The 15,509-nt window shown below is 60.9% G+C and carries 10 protein-coding genes and 1 pseudogene; all 11 read left to right on the top strand.

From position 1 onward, the window contains the following. Nucleotides 1-169: 169 nt before the first annotated feature. Nucleotides 170-697: pseudogene (locus tag ACRRSD_RS01320) on the top strand (methyl-accepting chemotaxis protein); the annotation flags it as partial. A gap of 232 nt (nt 698-929) precedes the next feature. After that, complete coding sequence (locus ACRRSD_RS01325) at nt 930-1,376, top strand: DUF411 domain-containing protein (RefSeq protein WP_435036781.1); 447 nt, start codon at nt 930-932, stop codon at nt 1,374-1,376. After that, a complete protein-coding gene (locus ACRRSD_RS01330) occupies nt 1,376-1,810 on the top strand; it encodes a YqaA family protein (RefSeq protein ID WP_435038564.1) in 435 nt (144 codons plus the stop codon). Before ACRRSD_RS01325 ends, ACRRSD_RS01330 begins: the two co-directional genes overlap by 1 nt. 87 nt (nt 1,811-1,897) lie before the next feature. Continuing rightward, nucleotides 1,898-2,947 carry an alpha/beta fold hydrolase gene (locus ACRRSD_RS01335; RefSeq protein WP_435036782.1) on the top strand — a complete coding sequence of 350 codons (1,050 nt, stop codon included), beginning with the start codon at nt 1,898-1,900 and terminating at the stop codon, nt 2,945-2,947. Between the two features lie 13 nt (nt 2,948-2,960). Then, nucleotides 2,961-3,914 carry a D-2-hydroxyacid dehydrogenase family protein gene (locus ACRRSD_RS01340; protein ID WP_435036783.1) on the top strand — a complete coding sequence of 318 codons (954 nt, stop codon included), beginning with the start codon at nt 2,961-2,963 and terminating at the stop codon, nt 3,912-3,914. Between the two features lie 620 nt (nt 3,915-4,534). After that, entirely contained in the window at nt 4,535-6,121 is a 1,587-nt protein-coding gene (glgA, locus tag ACRRSD_RS01345) for a glycogen synthase GlgA (RefSeq protein ID WP_435036784.1), read from the top strand. A gap of 18 nt (nt 6,122-6,139) precedes the next feature. Beyond that, nucleotides 6,140-7,942, top strand: a complete 1,803-nt coding sequence (gene treZ / locus ACRRSD_RS01350; protein ID WP_435036785.1) for a malto-oligosyltrehalose trehalohydrolase — start codon at nt 6,140-6,142, stop codon at nt 7,940-7,942. Continuing rightward, a complete protein-coding gene (gene malQ / locus ACRRSD_RS01355; protein WP_435036786.1) occupies nt 7,939-10,017 on the top strand; it encodes a 4-alpha-glucanotransferase in 2,079 nt (692 codons plus the stop codon). Before treZ ends, malQ begins: the two co-directional genes overlap by 4 nt. Beyond that, the gene (locus ACRRSD_RS01360; RefSeq protein ID WP_435036787.1) at nt 10,014-12,788 is read left to right on the top strand and encodes a malto-oligosyltrehalose synthase; all 2,775 of its coding nucleotides are present in this window, start codon (nt 10,014-10,016) and stop codon (nt 12,786-12,788) included. The genes malQ and ACRRSD_RS01360 overlap by 4 nt, the downstream gene beginning before the upstream one ends. Nucleotides 12,789-12,809: 21 nt before the next feature. Further along, entirely contained in the window at nt 12,810-13,124 is a 315-nt protein-coding gene (locus tag ACRRSD_RS01365; protein WP_435036788.1) for a DUF2934 domain-containing protein, read from the top strand. 225 nt (nt 13,125-13,349) lie between these two features. After that, nucleotides 13,350-15,509, top strand: coding sequence for a glycogen debranching protein GlgX (glgX, locus tag ACRRSD_RS01370; RefSeq protein ID WP_435036789.1), 2,160 nt, complete (start codon nt 13,350-13,352; stop codon nt 15,507-15,509).

Consider the following 15,509-nt stretch of genomic DNA (forward strand, 5'->3'; position numbering starts at 1 on the left):
GGCAGAAAGCGTTGCGCAGAATGCCGCCGAAACCGCAGCGTTCACCCAGCGCGCCAACGAAAACGCCGACCGTTCCCGCGTGGTGGTGGGCGAAGCCACCAACAGTGTCGTGGCGCTGATCGATGAAGTGGCCAGCGCCACCCACAAAGTCGAAAACATGCAGCAGGACGCTCAGCGCATCACCGAGATTCTCGGGGTGATCGGCGCGATCGCTGGCCAGACCAATCTGTTGGCGCTCAACGCGGCCATCGAAGCGGCACGCGCCGGTGAACAGGGTCGAGGGTTTGCCGTGGTCGCCGATGAAGTTCGCGCCCTCGCCGCCCGCACGCAGGCCAGCACCTCGGAAATCAACGAGATGTTGACGCGCCTGACTCAAGGCGTGAGCTCGTCGGTCAGCGCCATGGAAAACACCCAGGCCAGTTGCCAGTCGGCTGCCGACGCCACTGCACGGGTCAATTCGGGTCTGGATGAAATGGCCGGCTCGGTCAGCCACATCAACAGCCTCAGCACCCAGATCGCCACCGCCGCCGAGCAGCAAAGCGCCGTGACCGAAGAGATCAACCGCAGCATGGTGCAGATCCGCCACATGGTCGATGAGCTGGTGCAGAGTGGCAAAGCCAGCGAACTCAATACCCATCAGTTGCTTGAAGCCAACAGCCGGGTGAGCGCGATCATGGGGCGTTTCAAAGTGCGCTGATTCATGCAGGGGTTTCTGCCAACCAGATAACCCCAGTGGGAGCGAGCCTGCTCGCGAAAGCGTCCTGCCAGTCACTGCATCCAGTGCCTGACACACTGCCTTCGCGAGCAGGTTCGCTCCCACAGGTTGGTGCTGCGCTTTGCAACAACTGGAAACATTGCGTTGATGCCAGACGGGAAAAACCGGTCAAAATGCGTTCTTTTTTGATCGTCACCCGAGCCGAGAATCCGTCATGCGAACCCACCTGCGTCTGGTCGCCCTGAGCGCCCTGTTCATTTCCTCCCTGGCCCAGGCCGCTGATCTGATCCCCATCGAAGTGCACCGCGACGCCAATTGCGGTTGCTGCAAAAAATGGATCAGCCACCTCGAAGCCAACGGTTTCAAAGTCGAAGATCACGTCGAAAGCGACATGAGCAGCTTCAAGCAGCAACATGGCGTGCCACCGCGTCTGGCGTCGTGCCACACCGCGATCATCAACGGTAAATTCGTCGAAGGCCACGTGCCGGCGGAACAAGTGCTGGCCCTGAGCAAGCGCGATGATCTGCTCGGCGTCGCCGCACCGGGTATGCCGATGGGTTCGCCGGGCATGGAAATGGACGGCATGGGCGATGCTTATCAAGTGATCGGCCTGAAAAAGGACGGCGCTGATGTCGTCGTGGCGGATTACCCGGCCCATTGATCGGCGCCGCTTACTTCGGGCTGTTCTTTGCCGCGTTCGGTGCAGCGACCTTGTTGCCGCTGCAGTCCGAGGCATTGCTGGTCGGCTTGCTCATCAGCGAGCGTTACTGGCTGTGGGGTCTGCTCGCCGTGGCAACGCTGGGCAACGTACTCGGTTCGCTGGTCAACTGGTGGCTGGGCCGTGGCATCGAGCGCTTTCAGGATCGACGCTGGTTTCCGGTCAGCCCCGCGCACATGGCCAGGGCGCGCAAACACTATGAGCGCTACGGGCATTGGTCGTTGCTGCTGAGCTGGTTGCCGATCATTGGCGATCCACTGACACTGATTGCCGGCGTCATGCGTGAACCGCTCGGGCGGTTTTTATTGATCGTCACCCTGGCCAAAGGTGCCCGTTATGGGGTGCTGGCCATGCTGACGCTGGGCTGGTTGGGTTGAACGATCAGGCGCGGTCATTGCCTGTGTTTAACGTCGGCGTAATCCAGTCATTCCAGCATCGGCCGATTTCAAACGGAGTTTGACCTTATGTCTGTCATGTTTTCCCGTTGGCTACCCGGCCTGTTTCTTTGCGCCGCCCTGCCCCTGTCGGCACAGTCCGCAACGCCAAGCGAAGCCGCGCCGGAAGGCCCGGCCTATGGCCCGGAGCTGCAAGGTTTCGAATACCCTTACACCCTTAAACACTTTGCTTTCCAATCTCAGGGTAAATCCCTGCAGATGGGCTACATGGACGTCGCCGCCCACGGCAAGGCCAATGGCCGCACCGTGGTGCTGATGCACGGAAAAAACTTTTGCGCGGCGACCTGGGACAGTTCGATCAAGGCCTTGAGCGAATCCGGTTACCGGGTGATTGCGCCGGATCAGATCGGTTTCTGCACCTCGAGCAAACCCGATAACTATCAATACAGCTTCCAGCAACTGGCGACCAACACTCAGCAGTTGCTCAAAGCGTTGGGCATTCAAAAAGCCACCCTGCTCGGCCACTCCACCGGCGGCATGCTCGCCACCCGTTATGCCTTGCTGTTCCCCGAGCAAGTCGAGCAACTGGCATTGGTCAACCCGATAGGTCTGGAAGACTGGAAAGCCCTTGGCGTCCCCTATCGCACGGTCGATCAGTGGTATCAGCGCGAGCTGAAAGTCAGCGCCCAGGGCATTCGCGACTATGAGCGCACCACCTATTACGACGGCCGCTGGAAACCGGAATTCGACCGTTGGGTAGACATGCTCGCCGGCCTGAGCAAAGGCCCGGGCAAGACGCAAGTGGCGTGGAACTCGGCGCTGATCTACGACATGATTTTCACCCAGCCGGTGTACTACGAGTTCAAGGACCTGAAGATGCCGACCCTGCTGCTGATCGGCACTTCCGACACCACGGCCATCGGCAAGGACCTCGCGCCGCCTGAGGTGAAAGCGAAAATCGGCCACTATGAGGTGCTCGGCAAACAAGTGGCCAAGCTGATCCCGCAGTCGACGCTGGTGGAATTTCCCGGCATGGGCCACGCGCCACAAATGGAAGAACCGGCGCAGTTCCACAAGGCCCTGCTCGACTGGCTGAAGACATCCAATCCCGTGCGTTGATGAGGTAAGGCTGATGACGGTGCAGATTGCAGTGATCGATGACTGGCAGGACGTGGCCCGCGACGTGGTCGACTGGTCAGTCCTCGATAGCCTCGGTGAAGTGACGTTCGAACATGATTACCCGGCCGACAACGCGACAATGGCCGAGCGCCTGGGCCGCTACCAGGTGATCTGCGTGATGCGCGAACGCACGCGTTTCGATGAGGACTTGCTCAAGCGTTTGCCCAATCTCAAGTTGCTGGTCACCGGCGGCATGCGCAACGCGGCGCTGGACATGCCAGCGGCGGCAAAACTGGGCATCAAAGTCTGCGGCACTGACAGTTACAAGCATGCGGCGCCAGAGCTGACCTGGGCGCTGATCATGGCGGCGACACGCAATCTGGTGAAGGAAGCCAATGCCCTGCGCGACGGTCATTGGCAGCAAGGGCTGGGTGGCGACCTGCACGGCAAAACCCTCGGCATTCTCGGTCTGGGCAGTATTGGCCAGCGCGTTGCGCAGTTCGGCCAGGTATTCGGCATGCGTGTCATCGCCTGGAGCGAAAACCTCACCGCCGAACGGGCGCAGCAGGTTGGCGTGACCTACGTGAACAAGCAGCAATTGTTCGAGCAGGCAGACGTGTTGTCGGTGCATCTGGTGCTCAGCGAGCGCAGTCGCGGACTGGTCGATGCGCAGGCGCTGGGCTGGATGAAGCCGACTGCGCTGCTGGTCAACACCGCGCGCGGGCCGATAGTCGATGAAGCGGCGTTGATCAAGGCCTTGCAGAAACAGCAAATCGCCGGGGCAGCGCTGGATGTGTTCGAGGAGGAACCATTGCCGGCGATGCACCCGTTTCGCACACTGGACAATGTGCTGGCGACGCCGCATGTGGGCTATGTCAGTCGGCAGAACTATGAACAGTTCTTTTCGCAGATGATCGAGGATATTCAGGGATGGGCGGCTGGGGAGCCGGTTCGCCTGTTGAACTGAAAACTCCCATCATTGCGCTGGTGTAGCGACCTTCGCCTTCGCGAGCAAGCTCGCTCCCACATTGGATATGGACCAGGAACAGATTTTCCGTCCACTGAAGATCCCCTGTGGGAGCGAGCCTGCTCGCGAAGGGGCACTCACTGTCTCCTCATCAACAAACTGTCCGCACCACAACAGTGCAACCACCCTTCTCGCTAGCACAAAATCGTGACCGCCCAGTCACCGTTTTGGCCCTCCCTGGCAGAAAAACCTGCACTTCGTCGGTGCGTTTGCCCCTGAAAAGCAAGGTTGGCGCGAACCGCCAACCGATTGTCGAACAATTTACCCATTTGCGCCGCCCCGCTCTAGGATCTGGCCTAGACTGACTTTCGCGGGGTAAAACCGACCAGTCACATTGCCGAAAAAAAGTCGAAACTTTTGCGCGCGGCGGCGGGTCATCTGAAAGGCAGGGCCAAAGCGACTGGTGCAATCCTTGCAACGGCCCGATCACCCATTCTGCTTGCGCGTGTTGGGTAGCGTTTGCTCACCGATGCGTGGCGCGTTTGCGCCCGGCCACAGGACCTGGCCATGGACATCGCTTGTTCAAGACAAGAATCAGATCAACGAGACGGGAGATTCATATGATCAGTGCGGCATTGGATATTCAGGGAGAGCGTGCTCAGCAGGCGGTTGGTGAATCGAGCACCGTCAGTGTTCCCGGCAGCCGACAGATCAACGTCCCCGGCACCAAAACGCTGACTCCAGTAGCGAGCCAGAACCCCAACAAGAAAAAAGTCTTGTTCGTCACCTCGGAAATCGCCGATCTGGTCAAGACCGGCGGCTTGGGTGACGTCTCCGCCGCCCTGCCCCGGGCCATGGCTCATCTGCACGATGTGCGGGTGTTGATCCCCGGTTACCCACAGGTGATGCACAGCGAAAACCCGATCCACATCATCGGCGAACTTGGCGGCCATGCCGCGCTGCCACCGTGCAAGATCGGCCGTATGGACATGCCGGATGGTCTGGTCATCTACGTGTTGATCTGCCCTGAACTCTATGAGCGCGAGGGCTCGCCTTACGGCGCCAACAACGGCCGCGACTGGCCGGACAATCACATCCGTTTCGCCCGTTTGGGTCTGGCTGCTGCCGATATCGCCGCCAACCTTGCACAAATTCACTGGTGCCCGGATCTGGTGCACGCCCATGACTGGCCGGCCGGTCTGGCCCCTGCCTACATGCACTGGCGCGGGCAGCGCACGCCGACCCTGTTCACCATTCACAACCTCGCCTATCAAGGCGTGACCAGCCTCGGTTCCTGCCCTGAGCTGGGGATTCCCACCCATGCCCTGCAGCAGGAAGGCATGGAGTTCTACGGCAAGATGTCGTTCCTCAAGGCCGGCATGGCCTATTCGAGCCATATCACCACGGTCAGCGCGACTTATGCGCAGGAAATCACCACCCCGGATTTCGGCTGCGGCCTCGACGGTTTTCTCGCCGCCAAGACCCAGCAAGGCTTGCTCAGCGGTATCCCCAACGGCATCGACGAGAGCTGGGACGCTGCTACCGATCCACACCTGTTCGCGCCGTTTGCCATCGGTGATTGGGAAGGCAAAGCCATTAACGCTGCGCACGTTCGCGACCTCTTCGAATTGAATGACTCCGAAGGCCCGCTGTTCGCCGTGGTTTCGCGACTGGTCTATCAAAAAGGCCTGGACCTGACGATAGCGGTGTCCGAGTACATCGTGCAGAACGGCGGCCAGATCGCCATCATCGGTCGCGGCGAACCGGAAGAAGAACAAGCCATGCGCGAACTGGCGCTGCGTTTCCCCGGGCAGATCGGCGTGCGCATCGGCTTCAATGAAACCGACGCTCGCCGCATGTTTGCCGGCAGCGACTTCCTGTTGATGCCGTCGCGCTATGAGCCTTGCGGCTTGAGCCAGATGTACGCCCAGCGTTTCGGCTCGCTGCCGGTGGCGCGCAACACTGGCGGGCTGGCCGACACCATTGAAAACGGCGTCACCGGTTTCCTCTTCGACGAATCCACCGCTGAAAGCTATCAGGAAGCCCTGAGCCGCGCGTTCAAGGTATTCGCCTTCCCCGAACTGCTCAACGCCATGCGTTGCCGCGCAATGGCTGCGCCGTTCAACTGGTGCAAAGCGGTTGAACCGTACGCCGAACTCTACGAACAACTGGTCGCCAAGGCGCTGGGTAAAGCTCACCACAAATAACCAGGGAGGTTCACCACGATGCCGTTACGGTCTACTGAAACCTGGCCCCACGGCGCGATCATGCTGGACGCCGAACATACCCAGTTCGCGCTGTGGGCACCGGATGCTTTTTACGTCAGTGTCGAACTTGAAAACGGCCAGTCGCTGCCGATGCTGCCTCAGGCCGATGGCTGGTTTGTGATCAAGGCCCGTTGCCCGGCGGGTACGCGTTACCGCTACAACATCGACGGCGAACTGGAGGTGCCCGACCCGGCCTCCAGGGCGCAGGATGGCGACCTCGACCGCCACAGCGTGGTGGTCGATCCGCTGAGCTATCAATGGCGACACAGTGCCTGGCACGGTCGGCCGTGGAGCGAAGCGGTGATCTACGAGTTGCACGTCGGTGCGCTCGGTGGATTCGCTGAAGTCGAACAACATCTGGCGCGCCTCGCCGGCCTGGGCATCACCGCCATCGAACTGATGCCGCTGGCGCAGTTTCCCGGCGAACGCAACTGGGGCTACGACGGTGTTTTGCCCTACGCCCCGCAAGCCTCTTACGGCACGCCGGAACAACTCAAACACCTGATCGACAGCGCCCACGGCCACGGCTTGGCCGTCATTCTTGATGTGGTCTACAACCACTTCGGCCCCGACGGCAATTATCTGCATCGTTACGCCAAAGGCTTTTTTCGCGAGGACAAACACACGCCGTGGGGTGCAGCGATCGATTTTCGCCGCGACGAAGTGCGCGAATTTTTCATCGAAAATGCCTTGATGTGGTTGCTCGAATACCGCTTCGACGGTCTGCGCCTCGACGCAGTGCATGCCATCGAAGACCCGGACTTCCTCACGGAAATGGCCCAGCGCATCCGCGCGCAGATCGACCCGAGTCGGCATGTCTGGCTGACCGTGGAAAACGAACTCAACCAGTCGAGCCTGCTGGAATACGACTACGACGCGCAGTGGAACGACGACGGTCATAACGCCCTGCACGTCCTGCTCACCGGCGAAACCGACGCCTATTACGCCGACTACTCCGCGCAACCCACCGAACAATTGGTGCGCTGCCTGAGTCAGGGTTTTGTCTTCCAGGGACACATCACCCGCCACGGCGAGCCGCGCGGCGAGCCTAGCGAACATCTGCCTTCCACAGCGTTTGTGCTGTTTCTGCAGAACCACGACCAGATCGGCAACCGCGCGTTCGGTGAACGCCTGCATCATCTGGCCGATCCGCGCGCCGTGCAGGCAGCGACCGTATTGTTGCTGCTATCACCGATGATTCCGCTGATGTTCATGGGCGATGAATTCGCCGCCGAACAGCCGTTCCTGTTTTTTACCAGTCACCACGGCGAACTGGCCAAGTTGGTGCGCGAGGGCCGGCGCAATGAATTCGCCGCGTTTAGCGCCTTCACCGATCCGCACAAGCGCGAGCAGATTCCCGACCCGAATGACGAAAAAACCTTCCACGCCTCACAGCCAAGGTTGGTCGGCCATGGCAGCGCAAAACAGCAGGAAACCCTGGAGCTGTACCAGAAGCTGCTGCAATTTCGCCATCAATACATCATTCCCCACCTGTCCGGCACCCAAGCCCTGGGTGCGCATATGCTCGGTTACGGCGCGGTCAGTGCACGCTGGCGCCTGGGCAATGGCAGTGAGCTGCGAATTGACCTGAACCTCAGCGATACGCCAGTGGTCAACCCTCCACAGACCGAGGCCGTGTGGTTGTTTCAACAGCCACCCACCGTCGATCTATCGGAATCGGGCGAACTGCCCGCGTATTGCGCGCTTGTCAGCCTCACGGCCGCAACCCCTTTGCAACCTCTGGATGGAGAGCGCCTATGAGCGATGCGCAACTGGAAATTCTTGCCAGCCGAGCCGGCCTCGCCGTCGACTGGATCGACGCCAACGGCCGCCCGCAGAAAGTCGCCCCGGCGGTGCTGCGCAATGTCCTGATCGGCCTCGGCCACCCCGCCAGCACCGCGCAGGAAATCGACGCCAGCCTGCTGGAACTGCAAGCTGTTCAACAAGACCGCCACTTGCCGCCACTACTGACTGCCGATGTCGGTATCGGCGTGGATCTGGGGCGTTACTTTGCGCCTGAAACCCCGTGTGAAATTCACCTTGAAGACGGTTCACGGCTGAACCTGAAACTCGATTCCGAAGCGATACTGCCGGGGCTGATCCCGGTCGGTTATCAACAAGTGCACATCGGCGATCAATATTTCACCTTGGCCGTGGCCCCGGAGCGTTGCTTCAGCGTCGGCGATGCGGTGGATAATCCGATCCCCCGCGTGTGGGGCCTGAGTGCGCAGCTGTATTCGCTGCGCCGCCCTGGTGACGGCGGTTTCGGCGATACTCAGGCGCTGGAAGACCTGGTCCGCGTGGCCGGTGAACGCGGCGCCGATGCAGTGGCGATCAGCCCGCTGCACGCCATGTTCAACGCCGATACCGGGCGCTACAGCCCTTATTCGCCATCCAGTCGGTTGTTTCTCAATCCACTCTATGCAGCGCCCGGAGCGATTCTCGGTGAGCGCGCCTTGCGTGATGCGATCGACGCGGCCGGCCTGGCCGAGCAGTTCGCGCAACTGGAAGACCTGACACTGATCGACTGGCCGAGCGCCGCCGACGCCAAGCAGAAACTCTTGCACGCCTTGTACGAAGGTTTCATCGCCGGTGAGCATCCGCTGCACCCGGATTTCGCCAGTTTCCGCCATGCCGGTGGCGAAGCGCTGGAAAACCACTGCCGATTCGAAGCGATTCAGGAAATGCGCGCCGCCCGTGGCGAAAACCTCGACTGGCGGCAATGGCCGGAACACTGGCACGACCCGCGTGGCGCAGCGCTCGAGGCGTTTGCCGAGGAGTACGCCGAACGCATCGGCTATTTCGCTTTTTGCCAGTGGCTGATCCATCGTTGTCTGGAACGTGCGCAAACCGCCGCACGCAGTGCCGGCATGGGCATTGGCCTGATCGCCGATCTGGCGGTGGGTGCCGATGGCGCTGGCAGTCAGGCCTGGAGTTTTCAGGATGAACTGCTCGCCTCGCTGACCGTGGGTGCGCCGCCGGACATTCTCAATCGCTCCGGGCAAGGCTGGGGCATTTCCGCGTTCTCTCCCGAAGGCCTGATCCGCAATGGCTTTCGCGCCTTCATCGACATGCTTCGCGCTAACTTCGCCCACGCCGGCGGCTTGCGCATCGACCATGTCATGGGCCTGCAACGCTTGTGGGTGATCCCCAACGGCGCCGCGCCGGCCGATGGCGCTTACCTGTATTACCCGGTCGATGACTTGCTGCGCCTGCTGACCCTCGAATCCCATCGCCACCAGGCGATTGTCCTCGGTGAAGACCTCGGCACCGTGCCCGACGGCCTGCGTGAAAAGCTTATCGCCCGCTCGATGCTCGGCATGCGCGTGCTGCTGTTCGAGCAGGACAATACCCATTTCAAACCGATTCTCGACTGGCCGGACAACGCGCTGGCGACCACCAGCACCCACGATCTGCCGACGCTCAACGGCTGGTGGCATGGCCGCGATATCGACTGGAACGCGCGTCTGGGGTTTGTCGATGCCAACGGTGAAATCGAATGGCGGCATCATCGTCAGCGTGAACGCGAAGGCTTGCGCAGCGCATTGAGCCAAGACCCGCAAAACTTTCGCGAAGAATCCCACGAGGCCGATCAAGTGGTCGATGCCGCCGTACGCTTCCTCGGCCACACCCGCGCGCCGTTGGTGCTGCTGCCGCTGGAAGATGCGCTGGGCATCAATGAACAGGCCAATCTGCCGGGCACCATCGACACCCATCCGAACTGGTCGCGGCGCCTGCCCGGCACCAGTGAAACACTGCTCGACGGCGCGGATGCGGCGCGACGTCTGGAGCTACTTGCCTGCGCGCGTCTTCAGGCTGCCGAGCGTGACCAATGAATCAAGCGCTTATCCAGCCACTGCGCGCGACACTGCGCCTGCAATTTCATAAGGGCTTTACCCTCGAACAAGCTGTGCCACTGGTGCCGTACTTCGCCCGGCTCGGCATCAGCCATATTTACGCCTCGCCGTTGCTCGCGGCACGGGCCGGCTCGATGCATGGTTACGATGTGGTCGACCCGACCCAAGTCAATCCGGAGCTTGGTGGCGAGCCGGCGCTTCGGCGCTTGGTCAGCACTCTGCGCGAACACAGCATGGGACTGATCCTCGATATCGTCTCCAATCACATGGCGGTCGGCGGCAACGACAACCCGTGGTGGCTCGACCTGCTGGAATGGGGGCGACTGAGCCCTTACGGGGAGTTTTTCGATATTCAGTGGCATTCGCCGGACCCGTTGATGGAAGGCCAGTTGCTGCTGCCGTTTCTCGGCAGCGATTACGGTGTGGCCTTGCAGGAAGGCACGCTGAAACTGCATTTCAATGCGCAGACGGGCGGCTTCCACGTCGAGCATTACGACCATCACTTCCCGATCTGCCCGAATGATTACGGTGAGCTGCTCAAATCCGCAGAAGCGCTGAAACCGCTGGCCGATCGCTTCAGCACCCTCAGTTATCAGACCGACGCCCATTCACTGGCGATTCCGCTGAAAGAAGAATTGCGCCAACTGGCGAGTGATCCGGCAATCGCTGAGGCCATCGAAAACAACCTGAAGCATTACGATTCGACGACGCAAGATGGCTTCCATAAACTGCACCAATTGCTGGAGCGTCAGAGCTATCGCCTGGCGAGTTGGCGTACGGCGGCGGACGACATCAACTGGCGGCGCTTTTTCGATATCAACGAGCTCGGCGGCCTGCGTGTCGAACGTCCGGCAGTGTTCGAAGCCACCCACGGCAAAATCTTCCAGTTGATCGCCGAAGGCCTGGTCGACGGTCTGCGCATAGACCACATCGACGGCCTCGCCGACCCGCGTGGTTATTGCCGCAAGCTGCGGCGTCGGGTTGATCTGCTGGCGCCGGGCAGGCACTTGCCGATCTACGTCGAGAAGATCCTCGGCGCCGGCGAAACCCTGCACCGCGACTGGGCGGTGGACGGCACCACCGGTTATGAATTCATGAATCAGCTGTCATTGCTGCAACACGACCCGGACGGCGAGTACGTGCTCGGTGACCTCTGGCAACGGCGCACCGAACGCCCGGCCGCGTTCATCGAAGAAGCACAATTGGCGCGGCAGCAGATCCTCAACGGTTCGCTGGCCAGTGATTGCGAAAGCGTCGCCCAGGCCCTGCTGCAGGTCGCCCGCGATGACCTGATGACTCGCGACTTGACCCTCGGTGCGATTCGCCGGGTATTGCAGGCGCTGATCGTGCACTTCCCGGTCTATCGCACTTATATCAGCGCCATGGGCCGCTCGGAGCAGGACGAAAAATTCTTCCAGCAGGCCATGGACGGTGCGCGGCAAACGCTTGGCGAAGGCGACTGGCCGGTGCTCGACTGCGTCGCTGCGTGGCTCGGCGGCACGCCATGGCGGCGCAAACCGCGCGGCCGTTCGCGGAAAATCCTCAAACATGCCTGCGTACGCTTTCAGCAACTGACGTCACCGGCAGCAGCCAAAGCCGTCGAAGACACGGCGCTGTATCGCTCGGCGGTGCTGCTGTCGCGCAATGACGTCGGCTACAACACCGAACAGTTCAGCGCCCCGGTCAGCGACTTTCATGCGGTCAATCAGCAACGGCTGAGTGAATTCCCCGACAACTTGCTGGCCACCGCGACCCACGATCACAAACGCGGCGAAGACACCCGCGCGCGTCTGGCCGTGCTCAGCGAGCGTAGCCACTGGTACGCCGAGCAGATCGAATTGTGGCGCGCCCTCGCCCGTCCCGTTCGGGTTGACGAGCAGATGCCGTCGAGTGGCGATGAACTGATCCTCTATCAAGCATTGCTCGGCAGTTGGCCGCTGCAACTGCGTGATGATGATCAGGCAGGTGCAGCCGACTACGCCAAACGCATCTGGCAATGGCAACAAAAAGCCCTGCGTGAGGCCAAGCTGCAAAGCAGTTGGAGTGCGCCTAACGAAGCCTATGAAAACGCCGCGCAAGCGTTCACCGAAAAACTCCTTACCGGTGAAGAAGGCGAGCTGCTGCGCGCCGCGCTAAGCAAGACCGTCAACAGCATCGCCGCTGCCGGCGCCCTTAATGGCTTGGCGCAAACCTTGCTGCGCATGACCGTGCCGGGGGTGCCGGATCTGTATCAAGGCAATGAGTTCTGGGACTTCAGCCTGGTCGATCCGGACAATCGCCGGCCGGTGGATTACGCCGCTCGCGGGCAAGCCTTGCAGGAGCCATTGCCACCTGTGGAGTTGCTGGCGAACTGGCGTGACGGGCGCATCAAGCAAGCCTTGATTGCTGAAGTGCTGAACCTGCGCGTCGAGCACGCCGAGCTGTTCCGGCGTGGCACTTACCAGGCCCTGGAGGTACTGGGTAGTCAGGCGCACAACGTGCTCGCGTTCGCCCGTGAGCACGAGGGCAAGCAGGCCATCGTGATCGTGCCGATCCGTTGCGCAAACTTGCTGGAAAACGGTGCTGTACCTCAGGTCGATGCGCTGCGCTGGGGCGATACGCGGGTGGTTCTACCGTTCGCCGCCTCTGACACAAACCTGAAGGGACTTTTTTCAAGCAGCGCAGTCACAAAAAACAGGGAGCTGAATATCAGCGACGCGCTGGGGGATGTCCCGGTCAATCTCTTTATCCAACACTTAACACAAGTATGAGTTCAGTTCAGGAGCATTGCGATGAGTACCGACGATAAACGCATCCGCGAATTCGCCTATCAAATCTGGGAATCGGAAGGTCAGCCTGATGGTCAGGAGGCGCGCCACTGGGAGATGGCGCGCAAGCTCGCCGAAGCTGAAGCGCTGGCGCCGAAGAAACCGCCAAAAGCGGCCGGCAGCAAAGCCGCGGGCAAGGCTACAGAGGCCAAGGCCCCAGCCGCCAAACCTAAACCCCCGGCCAAAGCCAAACCGGCCAGCGCCGCGAAAGTGATTCCCCCGGGCGAAAAAGCCGCCGAGAAAAAGCCGCGAGCGCCGAAGAAGCCTTCGGCGATCTGACGCTAACCGGATTATTGAACTGAATGAATGTGTGGCGGGTTCGCTCGCCACCGAGGACGTGCTCGTCCTCAAGAAACACACCAACCCCCTGTGGGAGCGAGCCTGCTCGCGAAAGCGCCGGGTCAGCCAGCAGCGATGTCGGATGTACAGACGCCTTCGCGAGCAGGCTCGCTCCCACAGGGGTGCAGTGTTAACCGAACTACCCCGATTTTTGCAGGAGCAAACATGACCCGTCCAAAGAATGCCGAGCCCACCGCGCACGCCGAGCCGTCGAGAATCCGTGAAGGCCTGCCCTTCCCGCTCGGTGCGACCTGGGATGGTCTGGGGGTGAACTTTGCCCTGTTTTCTGCCAACGCCACCAAGGTCGAACTGTGCATCTTCGACGATGCCGGCGAAGTCGAACTCGAACGCATCGAATTGCCGGAATACACCGACGAGATCTACCACGGCTACCTGCCCGATGCGCACCCGGGGCTGATTTACGGCTACCGCGTCTACGGCCCATACGACCCGGCCAACGGTCACCGCTTCAACCACCACAAATTGCTCATCGACCCGTACGCCAAGCAGTTGGTCGGCGAACTGAAATGGTCGGAAGCGCTGTTCGGCTACACCATCGGCCACCCTGACGCCGACCTCAGTTTCGATGAGCGCGACAGCGCGCCGTTCGTGCCCAAGTGCAAAGTCATCGACCCGGCGCACACCTGGGGCAATGACCACCGCGTCAGCGTGCCGTGGGACAAAACCATCATTTACGAAACCCACGTGCGCGGCATCAGCATGCGTCACCCCTCTGTGCCGGAGAACGTACGCGGCACTTTCGCCGGGCTGATGGTCGACGATGTACTCGAACACATTCGCAAGCTTGGCGTTTCCACCGTCGAGCTGTTGCCGATTCACGCCTTCGTCAACGATCAGCATCTGCTGCACAAAGGCATGACCAATTACTGGGGCTACAACAGCATCGCCTTCTTCGCCCCGGACCCGCGCTATCTGGCCAGCGGCAAGATTGCCGAGTTCAAGGAGATGGTCGCGCACCTGCACGAAGCCAACCTCGAAGTGATTCTCGACGTGGTCTACAACCACACCGCCGAGGGCAATGAGCAAGGCCCGACCCTGTCGATGCGCGGCATCGACAACGCCTCGTACTACCGCTTGATGCCCGACGATAAGCGCTACTACATCAACGATTCCGGCACCGGCAACACCCTCGACCTGAGCCACCCGTGCGTGCTGCAAATGGTCACTGACTCTTTGCGTTACTGGGCCAGCGAGATGCACGTCGACGGTTTCCGCTTCGACCTGGCGACCATTCTCGGCCGTTACCACGACGGTTTCGACGAGCGTCACAGCTTCCTCGTCGCCTGCCGTCAGGATCCGGTGCTGCGTCAGGTGAAGATGATTGCCGAGCCGTGGGACTGCGGCCCCGGCGGCTATCAGGTCGGCAACTTCCCGCCGGGCTGGGTCGAGTGGAACGACAAGTTCCGCGACACCGTGCGCGCGTTCTGGAAAGGTGACGACGGTCAGGTCGCCGACTTCGCCAGTCGCATGACCGCTTCCGGCGAGATGTTCAACCAGCGCGGGCGGCGTCCTTATTCCTCGGTGAACTTCATCACCGCGCACGACGGTTTTACCCTCAACGATCTGGTCTCGTACAACGACAAACACAACGAAGCCAACGACGAGAACAATCAGGACGGCAGCAACAACAACCTGTCGTGGAACCACGGTGTCGAAGGCCCGACTGACGATCCGGAAATCAATGCCTTGCGCCATCGGCAGATGCGCAACTTCTTCGCCACCCTGCTGCTCGCCCAAGGCACGCCGATGATCGTCGCAGGCGATGAATTCGCCCGCACCCAGGACGGCAACAACAACGCTTATTGCCAGGACAGCGACATCGGTTGGGTCAACTGGGACCTGAGCGAAGACGGCAAGGCGCTGCTGAAATTCGTCAAACGCCTGATCAAGTTGCGTCTGGCCTATCCGATCCTGCGCCGTGGGCGTTTTCTGGTTGGCGAGTACAACGAGGACATCGGCGTCAAGGACGTCACCTGGCTGGCGCCGGACGCCACCGAGATGACCACCGAGCATTGGCACGACGCGCACAACCGTTGCCTGGGCATGTTGCTTGATGGCCGCGCGCAGGAAACCGGGATTCGCCGTAAGGGTGCGGATGCGACGCTGCTGCTGGTGGTCAACGCCCATCACGACATCGTCAATTTCACGTTGCCGGAAGTGCCGGAAGGCAGCTTCTGGACTTGCATGATCGACACCAATCAGCCGTCGATCCGTGGCCAGGAGCGCTTCGATTTCGGCCACGAATACTCGGTGACCGGTCGCTCGTTGCTGCTGTTCGAACTGCAACGTGATGAAGAAGACTGA

Origin of the sequence: Pseudomonas neuropathica (assembly GCF_051174785.1) — a bacterium.
GTDB classification, from domain to species: domain Bacteria; phylum Pseudomonadota; class Gammaproteobacteria; order Pseudomonadales; family Pseudomonadaceae; genus Aquipseudomonas; species Aquipseudomonas neuropathica_A.

Coding starts and splice junctions, on each gene's coding strand:
- ACRRSD_RS01325 (WP_435036781.1), top strand. CDS start 930: ATGCGAACCCACCTGCGTCTGGTCGCCCTGAGCGCCCTGTTCATTTCC.
- ACRRSD_RS01335 (WP_435036782.1), top strand. CDS start 1,898: ATGTCTGTCATGTTTTCCCGTTGGCTACCCGGCCTGTTTCTTTGCGCC.
- ACRRSD_RS01340 (WP_435036783.1), top strand. CDS start 2,961: ATGACGGTGCAGATTGCAGTGATCGATGACTGGCAGGACGTGGCCCGC.
- glgA (WP_435036784.1), top strand. CDS start 4,535: ATGATCAGTGCGGCATTGGATATTCAGGGAGAGCGTGCTCAGCAGGCG.
- treZ (WP_435036785.1), top strand. CDS start 6,140: ATGCCGTTACGGTCTACTGAAACCTGGCCCCACGGCGCGATCATGCTG.
- malQ (WP_435036786.1), top strand. CDS start 7,939: ATGAGCGATGCGCAACTGGAAATTCTTGCCAGCCGAGCCGGCCTCGCC.
- ACRRSD_RS01360 (WP_435036787.1), top strand. CDS start 10,014: ATGAATCAAGCGCTTATCCAGCCACTGCGCGCGACACTGCGCCTGCAA.
- ACRRSD_RS01365 (WP_435036788.1), top strand. CDS start 12,810: ATGAGTACCGACGATAAACGCATCCGCGAATTCGCCTATCAAATCTGG.
- glgX (WP_435036789.1), top strand. CDS start 13,350: ATGACCCGTCCAAAGAATGCCGAGCCCACCGCGCACGCCGAGCCGTCG.